Below are 17,382 nucleotides of genomic sequence, written 5' to 3' on the forward strand. Positions count from 1 at the left end.
TGGCCTGCGACAGCGGCTACAGGTTGGCGCGTTTTGAGGCTGCATTCATTTTCCTGACGTCCTGCCTGCGCAATCCGATCCTGGAGCGAACCCCGTGGTAACCGACATCGCCGCCCGCGATCGCTTGCAACCTTCCCTGCTGGATCGTCTGACCGACGACGAACCCGGCAACCTGAAAGAAAGCCCGGACAAGCGCGTCCTGTCCCTGAGCCAGCTCAAGGCCTCGGTCCTGCGCGATCTCGCCTGGCTGCTCAACACCACCTCATTGCTCGAAGCCGACGCCACCCTGCACACCCCCGCCGGCACCTCGGTGGTCAACTACGGCCTGCCGGCCCTGGCCGGGTACAGCGCGTCGAGCATCGATATACCGGCCCTGGAGAACCTGATCCACCAGGCCATCGCCACCTTCGAACCGCGGATCCTGCGCAACACCTTGCGGGTCCGTGCGCGCACCGCGCCTGGCGAGATGAACCACAATGCCCTGAGTTTCGAGATCGAAGGCGACCTGTGGGCGCAGCCGATGCCCCTGCGCCTGTTGCTGCAAACCGACATGGACCTGGAATCCGGACATGTCCGGGTGGTCCAGGGCGACTCCCGGAGGCGCTCATGAACCCGCGCCTGCTGGACCTGTACAACCAGGAACTGCACCACGTGCGCGAGAGCGCCGCGGAGTTCGCCAAGGAATACCCGAAGATCGCCAGCCGCCTGACCCTGTCAGGCATGGACTGCGCCGACCCGTATGTCGAGCGCCTGCTGGAAGGCTTCGCCTACCTGGCGGCACGGGTGCAACTCAAGCTCGATGCCGAATACCCGACCTTCACCCATAACCTGCTGGAGATCGCCTACCCGCACTACCTGGCGCCGACCCCGTCGATGACCGTGGTGCAACTGCAGGCCGATCCCGATGAAGGCAGCCTGGGCAGCGGCTTTACCCTGGAGCGTGGCACCAGCCTGCGCGCGGCCCTGGGTCGCGACACCCAGACCTGCTGCGAATACCGCACCGCCCACCCGGTGACCCTGTGGCCGCTGCAGGTGAGCCAGGCCGAATACTTCGGCAACCCCTCGGCGGTGCTCGGGCGCCTGGCCGCCAGCGAACCCAAGGCCAAGGCCGGGCTGCGCCTGACCCTGCGCACCGGCGCCGAGCTGCCATTTTGCAGCCTGGCCCTGGACGAGCTGCCGCTGTACCTGAACGGCAACGACGAGCTGCCGTTCCGTCTCTACGAACAACTGCTGGGCAACGCTTGCGCGATCTTCGCCCGGGCTCCGGGTGGCGACTGGGTCGAACGCCTGCCCCAGGACGCCCTGCGCTCGCGGGGTTTCGACGACCGCGACGCGGCGCTGCCGGTGGTGCCCCAGGCGTTCCAGGGCTATCGCCTGCTGCAGGAATACTTCGCCCTGCCCAACCGCTTCCTGTTCGTCGAGTTCGCCCAGCTGGGCCGCGCGGTACAGCGTTGCACCGGCCAGGAGCTGGAGCTGATCGTGCTGTTCGAGCGCTTCGAACAGAGCCTGGAAGGCAGCGTCGGCAGCAACCAGTTCGTGCCCTTCTGCACCCCGGCGATCAACCTGTTTCCCAAGCGCCTGGACCGTATCCACTTGTCCGACCGGGTCAACGAGCACCATGTGATCGCCGACCGTACCCGGCCGATGGACTATGAAGTGCACTCGCTGAGCACCCTCAGCGGCCACGGCACCGGCCCGGAGCAGCCGTTCCTGCCGTTCTATGCGGTGCGCGACCCGTCACGCTACGGCCGCGACCAGGCCTACTACATCCTGCGGCGCGAGCCCCGGGTGCTGTCCAGCGACCAACGCCGCAACGGCCCGCGCTCGACCTACATCGGCAGCGAATCCTTCGTCAGCCTGGTGGACAGCCAGCAGGCACCCTATCGCCATGACCTGCGCCAGCTCGGGGTCAGCGCCCTGTGCACCAACCGCGACCTGCCGCTGTTCATGAACGTGGGCAGCGGCAAGACCGACTTCACCCTGGCCGACAGCGCCCCGGTGCAGGCCATCCGCTGCCTGGCCGGACCGAGCCGGCCACGTCCCAGCCACGCCCATGACGGCAAGGCCTGGCGCCTGATCAGCCAGTTGTCGCTGAACTACCTGTCGCTGAGCGAGCAGGGCCAGGGCGCGGCGGCCCTGCGCGAATTGCTGCGCTTGTATGGCGACAGCAACGACGCGGCCCTGCAACTGCAGATCGAAGGCCTGCGCGAAGTCAGCAGCAAGGCGGTGACCCGGCGCCTGCCGATGCCCGGGCCGATCGTCTTCGGACGGGGCCTGGAGATCACCCTGGAATTCGATGAAAACGCGTTTCGCGGCACCGGAGTGTTCCTGCTCGGGGCAGTGTTCGAACGCTTCCTGGCACGCTACGTGTCGATCAACAGTTTTACCGAAACGGTGATCCGTACCACCGAACGCGGCGAGATCATGCGATGGAAAGCCAAGCCCGGACGTCGTCCGACTCTTTGAATACGCTGGCGGCGATGCACGCCGAGCCCTGGGAGTACGACTTCTTCCAGGCCCTGCGGCGTATCGAATGCCTGTCGCCGCAACTGCCGCGCTTCGGTCACTCCCTGCGCCTGGCGGACGATCCGCTGCGCCTGGGCCAGCAGGCCGATTGCACCTTCGCCCCGGCGACCCTGGCTTCGGTCACCCCCGGCAACGATGGCGCCAGCACCCGCCTGGAGCAGTTCTTCTTCGGCCTGGGCGGGCCCAACGGGCCGATGCCGCTGCACTTCACCGAATACGTGCGCGAGCGCCAGCGCAACAACGCCGACAGCACCAGCAAGCGCTTCCTGGACGTGTTCCACCATCGCCTGTTGAGCCTGTTCTATCGCGCCTGGGCCGAAGCCCGGCCAACGGTCAGCCACGACCGCCCGGACGACGACTACTGGTCGGCGCGCCTGGCGGCCTTGAGTGGCCGTGGCATGCAAAGCCTGCTCAAGCAGGGGCTGATCGCCGACACCGCCAAGCTGCACTACAGCGGCCACCTCTCGGCCCAGACCCGCTACCCCGATGGCCTGCGGGCGATCATCGGCGAGTATTTCGGCCTGCCGGTGGCGATCGAGGAATACGTCGGCCAGTGGCTGGAGTTGCCCGAGCGCAGCCGGGTCGGGGTCCAGGCCCACCAGTTGGGAGTGGACTTCTGCCTGGGCAGCCATGTCTGGGATCGCCAGCACAAATTCCGCATCCGCCTCGGCCCGCTGAAGCTGGACGACTACCTGGGGATGCTCCCCGACGGCCAGCAGTTCAAGGAACTGGTGGCCTGGGTCGCCGAATACCTGGGCCACGAACTGGACTGGGACCTGAACCTGGTCCTGCGCAAGGACGAGGTCCCCAAACTGCAACTCGACGGCCGCCAGCGCCTGGGTTTCAACACCTGGCTCGGGCGCCCCGGCAGCGATGCCGAAGACCTCATTCTGGCCCGGCACTACGCCGATCAGGCCACTTCCTCACAAACACCAAGGAGCACAGAGCATGGGTGAAATCAGTCGCGCGGCGCTGTTCGGCAAACTCAACAGCGTTGCCTACAAAGCCATCGAAGCCGCCACGGTCTTCTGCAAGTTGCGGGGCAACCCCTATGTGGAGCTGGCCCACTGGTTCCACCAGTTGCTGCAGCTGCAGGACTCGGACCTGCACCGCATCATCCGCCAGTTCAACCTGGAGCCGGCGCGCCTGGCCAAGGACCTGACCGAGGCCCTGGACCGCCTGCCCCGAGGCTCGACCTCGATCACCGACCTCTCGTCCCACGTCGAGGAAGCGGTGGAGCGCGGTTGGGTCTACGGCAGCCTGATGTTCGGCGAAAGCCAGGTGCGCACCGGCTACCTGGTGATCGGCATCCTCAAGACCCCAAGCCTGCGCCATGCGTTGCTGGGGCTGTCCAAGGAGTTCGACAAGATCAAGGTCGAGACCCTGGCCGAACGCTTCGACGAATACATCGGCGACTCGCCGGAAAACGCCCTGGCCGCCAGCGACGGCTTCAATGCCGGCGCGGTGCCCGGCGAAGCCAGCGGCGCCATGGCCCCCAGCGCCCTGGGCAAGCAGGAAGCCCTCAAGCGCTTCACCGTGGACCTGACCGAACAGGCCCGCAGCGGCAAGCTCGACCCCATCGTCGGCCGTGACGAAGAGATCCGCCAGCTGGTGGACATCCTCATGCGCCGCCGGCAGAACAACCCGATCCTCACCGGCGAGGCCGGGGTGGGCAAGACCGCCGTGGTCGAGGGTTTCGCCCTGCGCATCGTCGCCGGCGACGTGCCACCGGCGCTCAAGGACGTCGAACTGCGTAGCCTCGATGTCGGCCTGCTGCAGGCTGGCGCCAGCATGAAGGGCGAGTTCGAACAGCGCCTGCGCCAGGTCATCGAGGACGTCCAGGCTTCGCCCAAGCCGATCATCCTGTTCATCGACGAAGCCCACACCCTGGTCGGTGCCGGTGGCGCCGCCGGCACCGGTGACGCGGCCAACCTGCTCAAGCCGGCCCTGGCCCGCGGCACCCTGCGCACCGTGGCCGCCACCACCTGGGCCGAGTACAAGAAGCACATCGAGAAGGACCCGGCCCTGACCCGGCGCTTCCAGGTGGTGCAAGTGGCCGAGCCGTCGGAAGACAAGGCGCTGTTGATGATGCGCGGCGTGGCCTCGACCATGGAACAGCACCACCAGGTGCAGATCCTCGACGAAGCCCTGGAGGCGGCGGTCAAGCTGTCCCATCGCTACATCCCGGCGCGCCAGTTGCCGGACAAGTCGGTGAGCCTGCTGGACACCGCCTGCGCCCGGGTCGCCATCAGCCTGCATGCGGTGCCGGCCGAAGTGGACGACAGCCGCCGGCGCATCGAGGCCCTGGAAACCGAGCTGCAGATCATCGCCCGGGAACAGGCGATCGGCGTCGCCATCGGCCAGCGCCAGGTCAACAGCGAGAACCTGCTGGCCGCCGAGCGTGAGCGCCTGGCCGAGCTGGAAAGCCGCTGGAGCGAAGAAAAGACCCTGGTGGACGAGTTGCTGGCCACCCGTGCCCAACTGCGCGAGAACGTCGGCCTGGTGGACAGCGATGCGGGCGATGAAGGCCATGGCCTGCGCGAGAAGCTGGTGGACCTGCAACAACGCCTCAGCGCCCTGCAGGGCGAGAACCCACTGATCCTGCCGACCGTGGACTACCAGGCGGTGGCCTCGGTGGTGGCCGACTGGACCGGGATTCCTGTGGGTCGCATGGCCCGCAACGAAATCGAGACCGTGCTCAACCTCGACCAGCACCTGAAGAAGCGCATCATCGGCCAGGACCACGCCCTGCAGATGATCGCCAAGCGTATCCAGACGTCCCGCGCAGGCCTGGACAACCCCAACAAGCCGATCGGCGTGTTCATGCTCGCCGGCACCTCCGGGGTGGGCAAGACCGAGACCGCCCTGGCCCTGGCCGAGGCCATGTACGGCGGCGAGCAAAACGTCATCACCATCAACATGAGCGAGTTCCAGGAAGCCCACACCGTGTCCACCCTCAAGGGTGCCCCGCCCGGCTACGTCGGCTACGGCGAAGGCGGCGTGCTGACCGAAGCGGTGCGGCGCAAGCCCTACAGCGTGGTGCTGCTGGATGAAGTGGAAAAAGCCCACCCGGACGTGCACGAGATGTTCTTCCAGGTATTCGACAAAGGCGTCATGGAGGACGGCGAAGGCCGCATGATCGACTTCAAGAACACCCTGATCCTGCTCACCACCAACGCGGGTACCGAGCTGATCGCCGATGTCTGCAAGAACCCGCAGGACGTGCCGGAGCCGGAAGAGATCGCCAAGGCCCTGCGCCAGCCGCTGCTGGAGATCTTCCCGCCGGCGCTGCTGGGCCGCCTGGTGACCATCCCCTATTACCCGCTGAGCGACGAGATGCTCAAGGCCATCACCCGCCTGCAACTGGGGCGGATCAAGAAGCGCGTGGAGAGCACCCACAAGGTGGGCTTCGACTTCGACGATGCCGTCATCGATCTGATTGTCTCGCGCTGCACCGAGACCGAAAGCGGTGGCCGCATGATCGACGCCATCCTGACCAACAGCCTGCTGCCGGACATGAGCCGCGAGTTCCTCACGCGCATGCTCGAAGGCAAGGCCCTGGCCGGAGTGCGCATCAGCCAGCGGGACAACGAACTGCACTACGACTTCAGCGAGCCAAACTAAGCATCAGCGGCAGGCTTGTAGCCAGCAACTTGCAGCTTGCCGCTGCTTTCCCCCTCAACGAGACTGACGATGCTATTTCAGCAATCCACACGACTGGCGCAGGTCAACTGCCCCCTGGGCCCGGATGTCCTGCTGCTCAAGAGCATGGGCGGCGGCGAGGAGCTGGGGCGCCTGTTCGACTACCAGCTGCAGCTGACTTCCAGCGACGCGGCCATCGACCTCAACCAGCTGCTGGGCAAGCCCATGGGCTTGAGCGTGCAACTGGACGGCGGCGGCCAGCGGCATTTCCACGGCATCGTGGCGCGTTGCAGCCAGAACGTCGACACCGGCCAGTTCGCCAGCTACCAGGTGACGCTGCGACCCTGGCTGTGGTTGCTCAGCCGCACCTCCGACTGCCGGATTTTCCAGAACCTGAGCATTCCGCAGATCATCAAGCAGGTGTTCCGCGACCTGGGTTTCTCGGATTTCGAAGACGCCCTGAGCCGTCCCTACCGCGAGTGGGAATACTGCGTGCAGTACCGCGAGACCAGCTTCGATTTCGTCAGCCGGTTGATGGAGCAGGAAGGCATCTACTACTTCTTCCGCCACGAGAAGGACCGCCATGTGCTGGTGCTCGCCGACGCCTACGGCGCCCACGGCAGCGTGCCCGGCTACGCCTCGGTGCCCTACTACCCGCGTGATGAACAGCAGCGCGAGCGCGACCACATCTTCGACTGGCACCTGGCCCAGGAAGTCCAGCCCGGCTCCCTGGAGCTCAACGACTACGACTTCCAGCGGCCCAGCGCGCGAATCGACGTACGCTCGGCCATGCCGCGTCCGCACACCGCCGGCGACTACCCGCTGTACGACTATCCCGGCACCTACGTGCAGAGCAGCGACGGCGAGCACTATGCGCAGACCCGCATCGAGGCCCTGCAAAGCCTGCACGAGCGCATCGAGCTCAGCGGCAACGCCCGTGGCCTGGGAGTGGGCAACCTGTTCAGCCTCACCGGCTTCAGCCGCCAGGACCAGAACCGCGAGTACCTGATCGTCGGCATCCGCTACTACGTGGTCCAGGAAAGCCTGGAAAGCGGTGGCGGCGGCGGTGGCGCGCAGTTCGAAAGCCACCTGACCTGCATCGACTCCCAGCAGAGCTTCCGGCCCCTTTCCAGCACCCACAAACCGCTGGTTCAGGGCCCGCAGACCGCACGGGTGGTGGGCCCTTCCGGCGAGGAGATCTGGACCGACCAGTACGGCCGGGTCAAGGTGCACTTCCACTGGGATCGCCATGACCAGTCCAACGAAAACAGCTCCTGCTGGATCCGCGTGTCCCAGGCCTGGGCCGGCAAGAACTGGGGCTCGATGCAGATCCCGCGCATCGGCCAGGAAGTCATCGTCAGTTTCCTCGAGGGTGACCCCGACCGGCCGATCATCACCGGCCGCGTATACAACGCCGAGCAGAGCGTGCCCTACGACCTGCCGGCCAACGCCACCCAGAGCGGCATGAAGAGCCGCTCGAGCAAGGGCGGCTCGCCGGCCAACTTCAACGAAATCCGCATGGAGGACAAGAAGGGCGCCGAGCAGCTGTACATCCATGCCGAGCGCAACCAGGACATCGTGGTCGAGGTCAACGAGAGCCACTCGGTGGGCAACAACCGCAACAAGAGCATCGGCCACGACGAGTTCGTGACCATCGGCAACAAGCGGGTGCGCATCGTCCGGCACGTGGATGAACTGGCGGTGGGCGAGAAGAAACTCGACAGCATCGGCCAGAGCTACGTGATCGAGGTCGGCGAGCGCCTGCGCCTGGTCTGCGGCGCCAGCATCCTGGAGCTCAACGCCAGCGGCCAGATCAACCTGTGTGGGGTCAATATCAGCGTGCATGCCTCGGGCGATGCCGAAATCAATACCGGTGGCGTGCTGCACCTGAACAATGGCGGCGGCCCGGGAACCACCACCGAGGGCCAGGGCGTACAAGGCGCCATCACTGCCAAGGTCAACGCGGTCTTTCCCGCCCCCAAGGGTTAATCAAAGGACACATGGGTCATGACCTATCGCCTCAACGAACTGCAGTTCCAGCCGCCAGCCGGCGAACTGCAGGACGCCTCGATCAACATCCTCAAATTCCCGGCCCTGGGCACTTCGCTGATCGTCAGCCGCAGCCTGCTGGGCGACGGCGAAACCCTGGAGAACAGCCTGGCCAGCCAGTTGCAACGCCTGGAGCAGCAGGTGCAGGAGCTGCGCGCGCAAGAACCCAAGCCGGTGCTGGTGGGACCAGCCAAGGACATCCAAGCCATGGAGCTGCGCAGCCAGTTCACCAAGGGCAAGGAACGCGTATTCCAGTACCAGCTGGCGCTGGTGCTACCCGGCACCCGACAAATGCTCGCCATGAGCTACGTCAAGGCCCAGAAACTCGGCGACGCCGAAGCCGCGCATTGGCAGCAGATCAAGAACACCCTGGTCCTGGGCTGAGGTTCGCGCATGTCTGATGCACTCTGGGCCGCCCGCCTGGGCGACGGGCTGGAACACACCTCGATGATGGCCGACATCCTCGGCGGCGTACTGGAGGTCGCGGCCAACGTCGCCATCGGCACCCTGGCAACCATGGCAGTGGCCGCGGCAGCGGGCATCACCGTGGCCACTGGCGGCCTCGGTGCCTGCGTGCTAGGGCTGGTGGTGGGTGTGGTGGTCGGCGTGGTCATGAGCAAGACCGGCGCCGATAAGGGCTTGAGCAGTTTATGCGAGGACATAGGCAACGCACTGTTCCCGCCCTCGATCCAGGCCACCATCGCCAGCGGCTCGAAAAAAGTCCTCACCAACAACAAGCCGGCGGCCCGCGCGGCCGGTATCGCCCCGCCGTCGCAGATCAACGGCGACGGCGCCGAAGAAGGCGAAGCCACCGACACGCCTTCGGCCACCCCGGAGGAAGGCCCGGGCTTTCTCGACATGGCCACGGAATTTTTCTCGCAGATGTGGCGTCCCACCGTGGCCTCCCCGGCACCCGGCTCCCAGCCCAAGGACCTGGACCAGGTGACCTGCACCAAGCACCCGCCGATGCCTTTGCAGTACCTGGCCGAAGGCTCGGAGAAGGTCAGTATCGATGGCCAGCCGGCAGTGCGCAGCGGTGACCGCAGCACCTGCGACGCCAAGGTGGTGTCAGCCGGGCCGATCTCCCCCGACGTGACCATCGGCGGCGGTTCGGTGGTCGTACGCGAGATCCGCAGCGGCAAGACCCCGGGGGTGGGCCTGGCGGTGACCGTGCTGATGATGCTCAAGGGCGGCAAGGGCAAGTTCAAGGCCAACCTGCCGTGCATGCTGATGGCCGGGGTCAATTCGTTTGTCGTCAGCCAAGCCACCAATGCGCTGACCCAGGCTGTCGCCGGCTCGCCCAATCCGGTGCATGCCGCGACCGGGGCCAAGGTGCTGGGTGGTGAGGATGACCTGGACTTCGTCCTCCCTGGCATGCTGCCGATCGCCTGGCAGCGCTTCTATAACAGTCGCGATGAACGCCAGGACGGCCTGTTCGGGACCGGCTGGAGCGTGCCCTTTGAAGTCAACGTGCAGATCGAGACGCATCCCGAGGGAGGCGAACGGCTGCTTTACACCGATGAGCAGGGACGCCAGATCGACATGGGCTCGATTGCTCCGGGTGGCGCCATGTTCAGCCCCGGAACCGGACTGAGCGTGAGGCGCAATACCGATGGCCGCTTGCTGATCGAAAGCAGCGATGGCGTGTATCGGCTGTTCGAGCCCAGCCCTGGCAACCCGCTGCGACTGCGCCTGGGCCTGCTGGGGGATCGCAACGACAACAGAATCCATCTCGACTACGACCCGAGTGGACGCATCACCCGCCTGCGGGACAGTTTCGACCTGCTCCAGGTGGAGCTGATTCCCAGCAATCAATGGCCAGGACGGCTGGCGCGGATCGAGCGGTTGCATGCCGACCAGCAGCGCGAGGTCCTGGCCAGTTATGACTACGACACCCAGGGCAATCTCGCGCAGGTGCGCGATGCCAGCGGCCAAATCAGCCGTCACTTTGCCTACGACCCGCAGCAGCGCATGGTGGAGCACCAGTTGCCCACTGGCTTGCGTTGTTTTTACGCCTGGGACCGGGTCGACGAGCGCGAATGGCGTGTGGTGCGGCATTGGACCGACGCTGGTGACGAGTACCATTTCGACTATGACCTGCAAGCCGGCATCACCCGTATCACCGATGGCCTGCAGCGTCAGAGCTTGCGCAAGTGGAACACTCAGCACCAGATCACCGAATACCAGGACAAGCTTGGCCACGTCTGGCGGTTCCAGTGGAACGAAGAGCGCCAGTTACTCGGCGCCACGGACCCGCAGGGCGGCCAGTACCAATACAGCTACGACGAGACTGGCAACCTGTGTAGCCATGTCGATCCCCTGGGCCGCAACGAATCGACCCTATGGCTTGAGCATTGGTCGCTGCCGCTGACAGAAACCGATGCCGCCGGGAACAGCTGGAACTACCAGTACGACAAGTCTGGTAATTGCATTGGCGAAACCGACCCGCTGGGCAATACAACCCGCTATCGCTACGACAATCACGGTCGGGTGGTGGAAATCATTGATGCCGGTGGCAAGCGAAAGCAGTTGACCTGGAATGACCTGGGCCAGTTGCTCAAATACGTCGACTGCTCGGGCTACCCCACCCGTTTCAGTTATGACCGCCACGGCTATCTTCAGGTGGCGACCGATGCCCTCGGTGAACGCCAGGCCTTCGAGCACGACCCTCAGGGGCGTCTGCTGAGCATTCAACTGGCCGACGGCCGCATCGAGCGGTACCAGCGCAACACCGCAGGTCAATTGCTTTGCTACACCGATCCGGCGGGACATAGCAGCCGCTACGAATACGATCGGCGCGGCAAGCTCCAACTGCGCATCGATGCCCATGGCCGACGTGTCCACTTCAACTACGACAATTACGGGCGCCTGCAGACGCTGACCAACGAGAACGCCGAGAGCTACCGCTTCACCTGGGACGCCGCCGATCGACTGCTGGAGCAGCGCGACCTCGACGGCAGTGCCAGGCGTTTTGCCTACGACCCGATGGATAACGCCGTCAGGATGGAGTTCGCCCCGGCGCCTCAGGACGACGATCCAGCCTCGCCTCCCAGTACTCCTATCGTCCACCTGTTCGAACGCGACGCGGTGGGACGCATGCTCGCCAAAGTCACCGACGATGGTCGCAGCGAGTACCTGTACGACCCGCTTAATCAACTACTCGGCGTCACCTTTACCGACGGGCATGGCCAGAGCCGCTCATTGGGCTTTACCTACGACGCCCTGGGCCAGCTTCTGAAGGAGCAAAGCGCGGCGGGTCAGTTGCGCCACCACTACGACGAACTGGGCAACTTAACCCAGACCCAACTGGCCGATGGGCGCTGGATCAACCGGCTGTATTACGGCAGCGGTCATCTGCATCAGATCAACCTCGACGGCCAGCTCATCAGCGACTTCGAGCGTGATCGTCTGCACCGCGAGGTCCTGCGCACCCAGGGGCGGATCAGCACCCACAGCGAATACGACCGCACCGGCCGCTTGCGCTCGCGCATGCGGCGCCCCACGGGCCAGCAGCAACTGTTGTCGGCCTCCCGGGAAAGGCAGTTCGCCTACGACCCCGCCAATCAGCTGGTGGGGCGCATCGATCGCCTCCCCCAGGGCGAGCACCGGCAGTTGCTGCACTACGATGCCACTGGCCGGATCATTGCCACCCAGGACAGCCCACAAGGCACCAGCGAAACCTTCGCCTACGATGCTGCGGCCAACCTGCTGGACAGCCCGCAAGCCGGGGCCGGTCTGGTGGTCCACAACAAGCTGCTGACCTACCAGGACAAACGCTATCGCTACGATGCCTTTGGCCGGGTAGTGGAAAAACGCAGCGGCAGCCGGCGCGTCCAGCACCTGCGCTATGACGCGGAACATCGGCTGGTAGAAGTACGCACCCAGGATGGCGCCCGGGAAACCCTGGTGCGCATGGGCTATGACCCATTGGGGCGGCGGACCGAAAAGATCGAACTCGACTCTCAGGGTCAGGTACTGAACGAAACCCACTTCACCTGGAATGGCTTACGCCTGTTGCAGGAACGGAAAAACGGCCTGAGCAGCCTCTATCTGTATGCCGACGAGGGCCATGAAGTGCTGGCGCGAGTCGACGGTATCGGCGCACAACAAAAGGTCCGCTATTACCACAATGATCTCAACGGCTTGCCCGAACAGTTGACGGAGGCCGACGGGCATGTACTTTGGCAGGCTCGCTATCGGGTCTGGGGTAACTGTCTCGAAGAGCAGCGCGAAGCTCATTTCCTCGAAGAGCAGAACCTGAGATTCCAGGGACAGTACCTGGACCGGGAAACCGGGTTGCACTACAACACCTTGCGTTTCTATGACCCGGATATAGGCCGCTTTACCACACCTGATCCGATTGGCCTGGAAGGTGGCTTCAACCTTTACCTCTATGGACCAAACACGGCCACCTGGATCGATCCCCTGGGTCTGACTGCCGAGGAACTCGGAAAGAACATGGCCAATGCCGGGCGACCGCTGGCACCGGGACAGACCCCGCACCATGCGGTCAAGGAGAATGCGACCAATATCTACGCCAAGAACTCACGCAAGATACTCGAGGACGCCAAACTGCACCCGGATATCCCAGAGAACGGCGCAAGGCTTTGGGGCACCCACCCCAACCAACTGGCCCAGCCTGGGCACCCAGGCAAGGACGCGGCGAAGGCAGCAGGCAACTATCACGGTGGAACCCATATTCACGGCAAGGAAAACGACAAGTTGCTGTACAAGATCCTCAAATCCGCCAAGCGCAAGAATCTGAACATGAGAAACGTGCTTGCCAACATCACGGGAAGAATGGAAAACGGCTCGTGGAAGAAATCCTTCAACGCCTGCGGGGGGAAATAACCCAATGAATGTCATGAACAACCCGGAGCTTGAAAGCCGGCGCAACACCCTCGGCGAGCTGTTCAAGCGTTATGGGCCGGAAGTTCACCAGCAATATCTGGCGATCAGGCAAACCGTGGTCCGCTGGGAGTATTCCCTTGGCCCGACCCTGGAGCTTATCCCCTTTGAACGCTTGATCCCCAGCGTCATCAAGGAGGGAAAACCCCTGGCATCGCTGAGCAAGGCCAATCGTGAATCGAAGAATCTGCAGACCTATGGCTTCGATGCCGACGGGCAACTGATCCTGAGCATCAGCCGCTTTGACAAGGACGTGCCCACCTATGGTGAAAACGTTCGCTATCGCCATCTGTTCGATGGCAAGTCGCTGATCGTCAATGCGCACATTCACGAGGCACGACCAGAGGAGTCGCGTCTGATGTCATTGTGCTGGACCTTTAGCGCCGATGACCTGAGTTACTACCTGTCCGTCACGCCGCCCAACAACTGGTACGTCCGCGTCGACCAGTTGCAAGCTGGACGCGTCGCCAGAGCATCGACCTTTGCCACCAGTTGGTTCAAACAGCTCGACTATGACCTCGGCTATGACCCGGATCAGACCCTGTCGACGGTCACGATCGGTGAGCACCTGCATTGGCAGCGCGGCAGCTGACAGAGGACAAGGCTGGCCGGGTCAGATCGCCGTACCGCGCCTCTTGCCCGGTTTGATGATCAGCAACTGGTCCAGCTCCTGCTTCCGGGCGCGGGTGACGAACTCCAGCGCGGCCTGCATATCCCTCTCGAACAACTCGAAAGTCGCCCGGTCGATGGTGTAGTACTCCTCGTAATCGACCACGCCGCTGCTGACCGGGAAGGAGAGGTAGTACTGACCGGAAATTTCTTCGACGCCCATCGAGAACAGCTCCTCACGACTGACGAACAGAGCGCTGAACTTCATATTGCTCCCTGGAAGCTGAAGATCGTCCCATTCAAGTCGAACTCAAGAGCTCTGGCGCCGGTCAAGGCCTCGCTGCCCACTCACTGGAGCCTGGCCGACTCTCTCCGCGGGAGCGTGGCTGCCAGGCTATTCAGCGCGTACTCCGCAACCTTTGCAGTCAGGCCACCGACGGCTGCGGCTTGAGGCTCTGCATGGCCTGCTTCCAGGCTGGCTCGTGATGGGGCAGGTCGTTGACCGTGGTGGTCAGGGTGGTGATCAGTACCGCCGGCTTACGTTCGACGAACACCTGGCGCAACATCAGCTCGCGGCCTTCGCGCTTCCAGCTGTAGTCCAGCAACACGGCGGCGTGGCCGTGCATGTCGAAGTCCCAGCGCTTGATCAGGCTGAAGCCTGGCAGTTGCTGCTCGGCGCTGCTCAGTTGCCGGGCTACGTAGTCGCTGAAGGAGGCGTCGCCCTGGCTCGGGTCGCGGCTGATGACGAAACTGGCTTCCTGGGCACCGCCGACCGCGGGCAGCTTGAAGATGTTGATGCTCTGGTCCTGCCAGGAGTCAGGAATGTCGAGATCGGCTTCTTGGAGACGGTAAGAGGACAAGGGCTGGCGTTCCATGCTGAAAAGGGAGGGTCGTTCTGCGGCAAATCTTCAAGCAATGCCCGGTAACAATCAAGGAACCCGTCGGCAACTTTGAACTAACACAGCATCGTCCGTGCTGATGCACGGCCAGGGCTCAGCGCGCATCCAGGCAGGATGCATAGGCCTTGGCCAAGCGCCGATCGAACGTCAGGGCTTGAGGTTCCTCGGGATCGATGGTGACGTTCCACAAGGCTTGTCGCGCCACGTCATAACGGACCCAGCCGATGATCCCGCTACCGGAGGTTTCATAGAACAGCTGCAGGCTCAACTGCTGGCCATCATCCCGATCGACCAGAAGCTTGAGCTTGTCCGGGGTGGTGAAGTCACGGTAGGGATAATCACTGCTACGCACCATCTTGGTGAGGTAGCCGTAGCAGCCCTGGCCCGGAGCCGACTCATCGGCCTGGACGGAAAAAACGCTGCAAGCGATCAGCAGGCCAAGGCCGGCCAGGTTCAGGTGCCGCATGATTGCCCCTTCAGGGTCAGGGTCTGGACCTGATCGTTGATTTCGATGCGTGCCAGCACCTGGCGATCGTGGGACTCCTGGTACTCGCTGAAATTGTTGCGCTTGAGAATGTCCAGGGTGATCCGGATACCCGCGCCCAGATTCTGGTACTCGCTACGCTCCGGGCTTTGCACCGCGCCCGTGAGCTCCAGCAACTGGCCGCCGGTCTTGAGGTAGAGAAAACGCTGCGCCACCTCCACCAACAAGCGCGGGGCCTTGGGCGCCACGCTGTAGTCTTCGCGAGCCAGGGAGTAACCGCAGATCCAGGAGCCGGTGTCGTCGTACTTCTGGCTGTGGAACCAGCTGAGGGCCTCGCGATAGCCAATCTGTTCCAGGCGCGGCTGGCTGCCGGCCAGAGCCGACGGCAGGCCCAGGGCCAGGAAACCGGCGACGCAGGCCGGGACGAACAGACGGCGCAGCAGGTCGGTCGATAGCGGGGAATTGTTGATCGAACGGGTCATCCTTGGCCTTGGGTCGCGACGCAAACAGGCGGGCATCCTAGCCACGCCCACAGGCCTTCGCAAGCCAAGCCTGCGATTTGTGGCAGGCAAAAAAATAGGCACCCGATGCGCTCGGCGTGCCTATTTTCCCCTGTGCGCCCCCGCTGGCGGGAGAGCACTCAATGCTTATGGATTGACGCTGTCTTTCAGCGATTTGCCAGGCTTGAATGCCACGGTGTTGCTGGCCTTGATCTTCACCGGCTCGCCGGTCTGCGGGTTCTTGCCGGTACGGGCGCCACGATGACGTTGCAGGAAGGTGCCAAAACCGACCAGGGTGACGCTGTCTTTGCGATGCAGGGCCCCGGTGATTTCCTCGAGGATGGCGTTGAGCACGCGGTTGGCTTGCTCTTTGGTCAGGTCTGCTTTTTCAGCAATGGCTGCGGCGAGTTCTGGTTTACGCATAGTGTGAAGCCTCTTTGACGGTTTTTTGTTGTTATGTCCGTGCTGTTCACGGGAACAGCGCCCAAGGCGCCGCAGGCTCTACACTGCGGCAGACGGGAGTGAGGATGGCACGCGCTGGAGAGTGGCGCCAGTCTCCGAGCGAGCTTTGTGAAGGCAAAAACCCGGTTATTCCGACAGAACGACCGGTATTCAGGCCAGCAGCGCCGGAAGCTCCTTGTTCAGGGCCAGTTTTTCCATCACCGCGGCCCCGGTCAGGGCATAGCCCAGCAACTGGCCGCTGGCGTCGCGGCACAGGGCCCGAACGTCGGCGCCCTGCCCTTCGGCGGTCCAGACGCCTTCCATGCCCCGTGGCGGCGGCGACACCACCAGCGGGCAGACCGGGGTCTTGACGGTGATCGGCATCGGGCCATAGCTGACCGCAGTCGGGTTGCCGGCCAGGGTCTGCGCCAGTGCCCGGGCGCAGCTCATCAGCGGCAGCACATACAGCAGGTTCAGGCCATCGACCTCGGCGCAGTCGCCCAGGGCGTAGATATTGGAGTGGGACGTCTTGAGCTCGCGGTCCACCACGACGCCGCGATTGACCATCAGCCCGGCAGCGGCGGCCAGGTCGATGCGCGGACGCAGGCCGATGGCCGAGACCACCAGGTCGCAGATGATCACCTGGCCATCGGACAGATGGGCCTCCAGGCCGTCGGCATTGCGTTGCAGGCGGTTGAGCACCGGGCCCAGGTGGAAGCGCGCGCCCAGGCTTTCCAGGCCGGCCTGGACCGCCGCCGCTGCCGCCGCAGGCAACAGGGTCGGCATGATCTGCTCGCAAGGCGCCACCAGGTCCACCTCGTAGCCACCGAGGATCAGGTCGTTGGCGAACTCGCAGCCGATCAGGCCGGCTCCCAGCAGCAGCACCCGGCGCTTGCCGGCTGCGGCGGCCCGAAAGCGCGCATAGTCTTCCAGGTCGTTGATCGGGAAGATCAGCTCGCCGGCATCGCCCTGCACCGGCACCCGCACGGTCTCGGCGCCCCAGGCCAGGACCAGATCGCGATAGACCACCGCTTCCTCGCCGATCCACAGGCGCTTGTGGCCCGGGTCGATGCCGCTGATCCGGGTATGGGTGCGCACCTCGGCCTTGAGCTGCTCGGCCATGGCGCCGGGCTCGGCCATGCTCAGGCCATCGGCGTCCTTGTTCTTGCCGAAGCCGGTGGAGAGCATCGGCTTGGAGTAGGAACGACCGTCATCGGCGGTGATCAGCAGCAGCGGCGTGTCGCCGTCGAGCTTGCGAAATTCCCGGGCCAGGTTGTACCCCGCCAGGCCCGTCCCTACGATCACTACCGGTGCGCTCATTCCC

General features: G+C 64.2%; 14 protein-coding genes. 8 read left to right on the forward strand and 6 right to left on the reverse strand.

Annotation, left to right across the window (positions count from 1 at the left end; all coding sequences use genetic code 11):
• The first annotated feature begins 94 nt into the window (after positions 1 to 94).
• The 8 genes from tssE (at position 95) to C4K40_RS30855 (ending at position 13,717) form a co-directional block, all read left to right on the forward strand.
• The gene (gene tssE, locus C4K40_RS30820) at positions 95 to 610 is read left to right on the forward strand and encodes a type VI secretion system baseplate subunit TssE (protein ID WP_022641871.1); all 516 of its coding nucleotides are present in this window, start codon (positions 95 to 97) and stop codon (positions 608 to 610) included.
• Positions 607 to 2,466: a type VI secretion system baseplate subunit TssF gene (gene tssF / locus C4K40_RS30825; protein ID WP_022641872.1), complete on the forward strand. Its 1,860-nt coding sequence runs from the start codon at positions 607 to 609 to the stop codon at positions 2,464 to 2,466. The genes tssE and tssF overlap by 4 nt, the downstream gene beginning before the upstream one ends.
• The gene (gene tssG / locus C4K40_RS30830; protein ID WP_031320714.1) at positions 2,430 to 3,482 is read left to right on the forward strand and encodes a type VI secretion system baseplate subunit TssG; all 1,053 of its coding nucleotides are present in this window, start codon (positions 2,430 to 2,432) and stop codon (positions 3,480 to 3,482) included. The genes tssF and tssG overlap by 37 nt, the downstream gene beginning before the upstream one ends.
• Positions 3,475 to 6,150: a type VI secretion system ATPase TssH gene (gene tssH, locus C4K40_RS30835; RefSeq protein ID WP_053133593.1), complete on the forward strand. Its 2,676-nt coding sequence runs from the start codon at positions 3,475 to 3,477 to the stop codon at positions 6,148 to 6,150. The genes tssG and tssH overlap by 8 nt, the downstream gene beginning before the upstream one ends.
• A gap of 69 nt (positions 6,151 to 6,219) precedes the next feature.
• On the forward strand, positions 6,220 to 8,157 hold the full coding sequence (locus C4K40_RS30840) for a type VI secretion system tip protein VgrG (RefSeq protein ID WP_053133590.1): 1,938 nt from the start codon (positions 6,220 to 6,222) through the stop codon (positions 8,155 to 8,157).
• Between the two features lie 18 nt (positions 8,158 to 8,175).
• A complete protein-coding gene (locus C4K40_RS30845) occupies positions 8,176 to 8,601 on the forward strand; it encodes a DcrB-related protein (RefSeq protein WP_022641876.1) in 426 nt (141 codons plus the stop codon).
• A 9-nt stretch (positions 8,602 to 8,610) separates the two neighbouring features.
• Positions 8,611 to 13,068, forward strand: coding sequence for an RHS repeat-associated core domain-containing protein (locus C4K40_RS30850; RefSeq protein ID WP_053133587.1), 4,458 nt, complete (start codon positions 8,611 to 8,613; stop codon positions 13,066 to 13,068).
• Between the two features lie 4 nt (positions 13,069 to 13,072).
• Positions 13,073 to 13,717, forward strand: a complete 645-nt coding sequence (locus C4K40_RS30855) for a hypothetical protein (protein WP_124421376.1) — start codon at positions 13,073 to 13,075, stop codon at positions 13,715 to 13,717.
• Positions 13,718 to 13,738: 21 nt separating this feature from the next.
• Here C4K40_RS30855 and C4K40_RS30860 read toward each other — a convergent pair whose 3' ends face one another.
• The 6 genes from C4K40_RS30860 to C4K40_RS30885 all read right to left on the reverse strand — a co-directional run bounded on the left by C4K40_RS30860 (position 13,739) and on the right by C4K40_RS30885 (position 17,378).
• The gene (locus C4K40_RS30860) at positions 13,739 to 14,002 is read right to left on the reverse strand and encodes a hypothetical protein (protein ID WP_053133580.1); all 264 of its coding nucleotides are present in this window, start codon (positions 14,000 to 14,002) and stop codon (positions 13,739 to 13,741) included.
• Positions 14,003 to 14,159: 157 nt separating this feature from the next.
• Positions 14,160 to 14,594, reverse strand: coding sequence for a DcrB-related protein (locus C4K40_RS30865; RefSeq protein ID WP_053134095.1), 435 nt, complete (start codon positions 14,592 to 14,594; stop codon positions 14,160 to 14,162).
• A gap of 133 nt (positions 14,595 to 14,727) precedes the next feature.
• On the reverse strand, positions 14,728 to 15,099 hold the full coding sequence (locus C4K40_RS30870) for a hypothetical protein (protein WP_053133577.1): 372 nt from the start codon (positions 15,097 to 15,099) through the stop codon (positions 14,728 to 14,730).
• A complete protein-coding gene (locus tag C4K40_RS30875) occupies positions 15,087 to 15,599 on the reverse strand; it encodes a hypothetical protein (RefSeq protein WP_053133574.1) in 513 nt (170 codons plus the stop codon). Before C4K40_RS30875 ends, C4K40_RS30870 begins: the two co-directional genes overlap by 13 nt.
• A 165-nt stretch (positions 15,600 to 15,764) precedes the next feature.
• Entirely contained in the window at positions 15,765 to 16,040 is a 276-nt protein-coding gene (locus C4K40_RS30880) for an HU family DNA-binding protein (protein ID WP_011064269.1), read from the reverse strand.
• A gap of 189 nt (positions 16,041 to 16,229) precedes the next feature.
• Entirely contained in the window at positions 16,230 to 17,378 is a 1,149-nt protein-coding gene (locus C4K40_RS30885) for an FAD-dependent oxidoreductase (RefSeq protein ID WP_022641879.1), read from the reverse strand.
• Positions 17,379 to 17,382 lie beyond the last annotated feature (4 nt).

It is taken from the genome of Pseudomonas sp. CMR5c (genome assembly GCF_003850545.1).
Classification (GTDB): Bacteria; Pseudomonadota; Gammaproteobacteria; order Pseudomonadales; family Pseudomonadaceae; genus Aquipseudomonas; species Aquipseudomonas piscis.

What these genes read in the sequence shown, in the direction of transcription:
- C4K40_RS30850 (WP_053133587.1), top strand. Translation starts at nt 8,611, where the DNA reads ATGTCTGATGCACTCTGGGCCGCCCGCCTGGGCGACGGGCTGGAACAC.
- C4K40_RS30875 (WP_053133574.1), bottom strand. Translation starts at nt 15,599, where the DNA reads ATGACCCGTTCGATCAACAATTCCCCGCTATCGACCGACCTGCTGCGC.
- C4K40_RS30855 (WP_124421376.1), top strand. Translation starts at nt 13,073, where the DNA reads ATGAATGTCATGAACAACCCGGAGCTTGAAAGCCGGCGCAACACCCTC.
- C4K40_RS30885 (WP_022641879.1), bottom strand. Translation starts at nt 17,378, where the DNA reads ATGAGCGCACCGGTAGTGATCGTAGGGACGGGCCTGGCGGGGTACAAC.
- tssF (WP_022641872.1), top strand. Translation starts at nt 607, where the DNA reads ATGAACCCGCGCCTGCTGGACCTGTACAACCAGGAACTGCACCACGTG.
- C4K40_RS30860 (WP_053133580.1), bottom strand. Translation starts at nt 14,002, where the DNA reads ATGAAGTTCAGCGCTCTGTTCGTCAGTCGTGAGGAGCTGTTCTCGATG.
- tssG (WP_031320714.1), top strand. Translation starts at nt 2,430, where the DNA reads ATGGAAAGCCAAGCCCGGACGTCGTCCGACTCTTTGAATACGCTGGCG.
- C4K40_RS30870 (WP_053133577.1), bottom strand. Translation starts at nt 15,099, where the DNA reads ATGCGGCACCTGAACCTGGCCGGCCTTGGCCTGCTGATCGCTTGCAGC.
- C4K40_RS30880 (WP_011064269.1), bottom strand. Translation starts at nt 16,040, where the DNA reads ATGCGTAAACCAGAACTCGCCGCAGCCATTGCTGAAAAAGCAGACCTG.
- C4K40_RS30845 (WP_022641876.1), top strand. Translation starts at nt 8,176, where the DNA reads ATGACCTATCGCCTCAACGAACTGCAGTTCCAGCCGCCAGCCGGCGAA.
- C4K40_RS30840 (WP_053133590.1), top strand. Translation starts at nt 6,220, where the DNA reads ATGCTATTTCAGCAATCCACACGACTGGCGCAGGTCAACTGCCCCCTG.
- tssH (WP_053133593.1), top strand. Translation starts at nt 3,475, where the DNA reads ATGGGTGAAATCAGTCGCGCGGCGCTGTTCGGCAAACTCAACAGCGTT.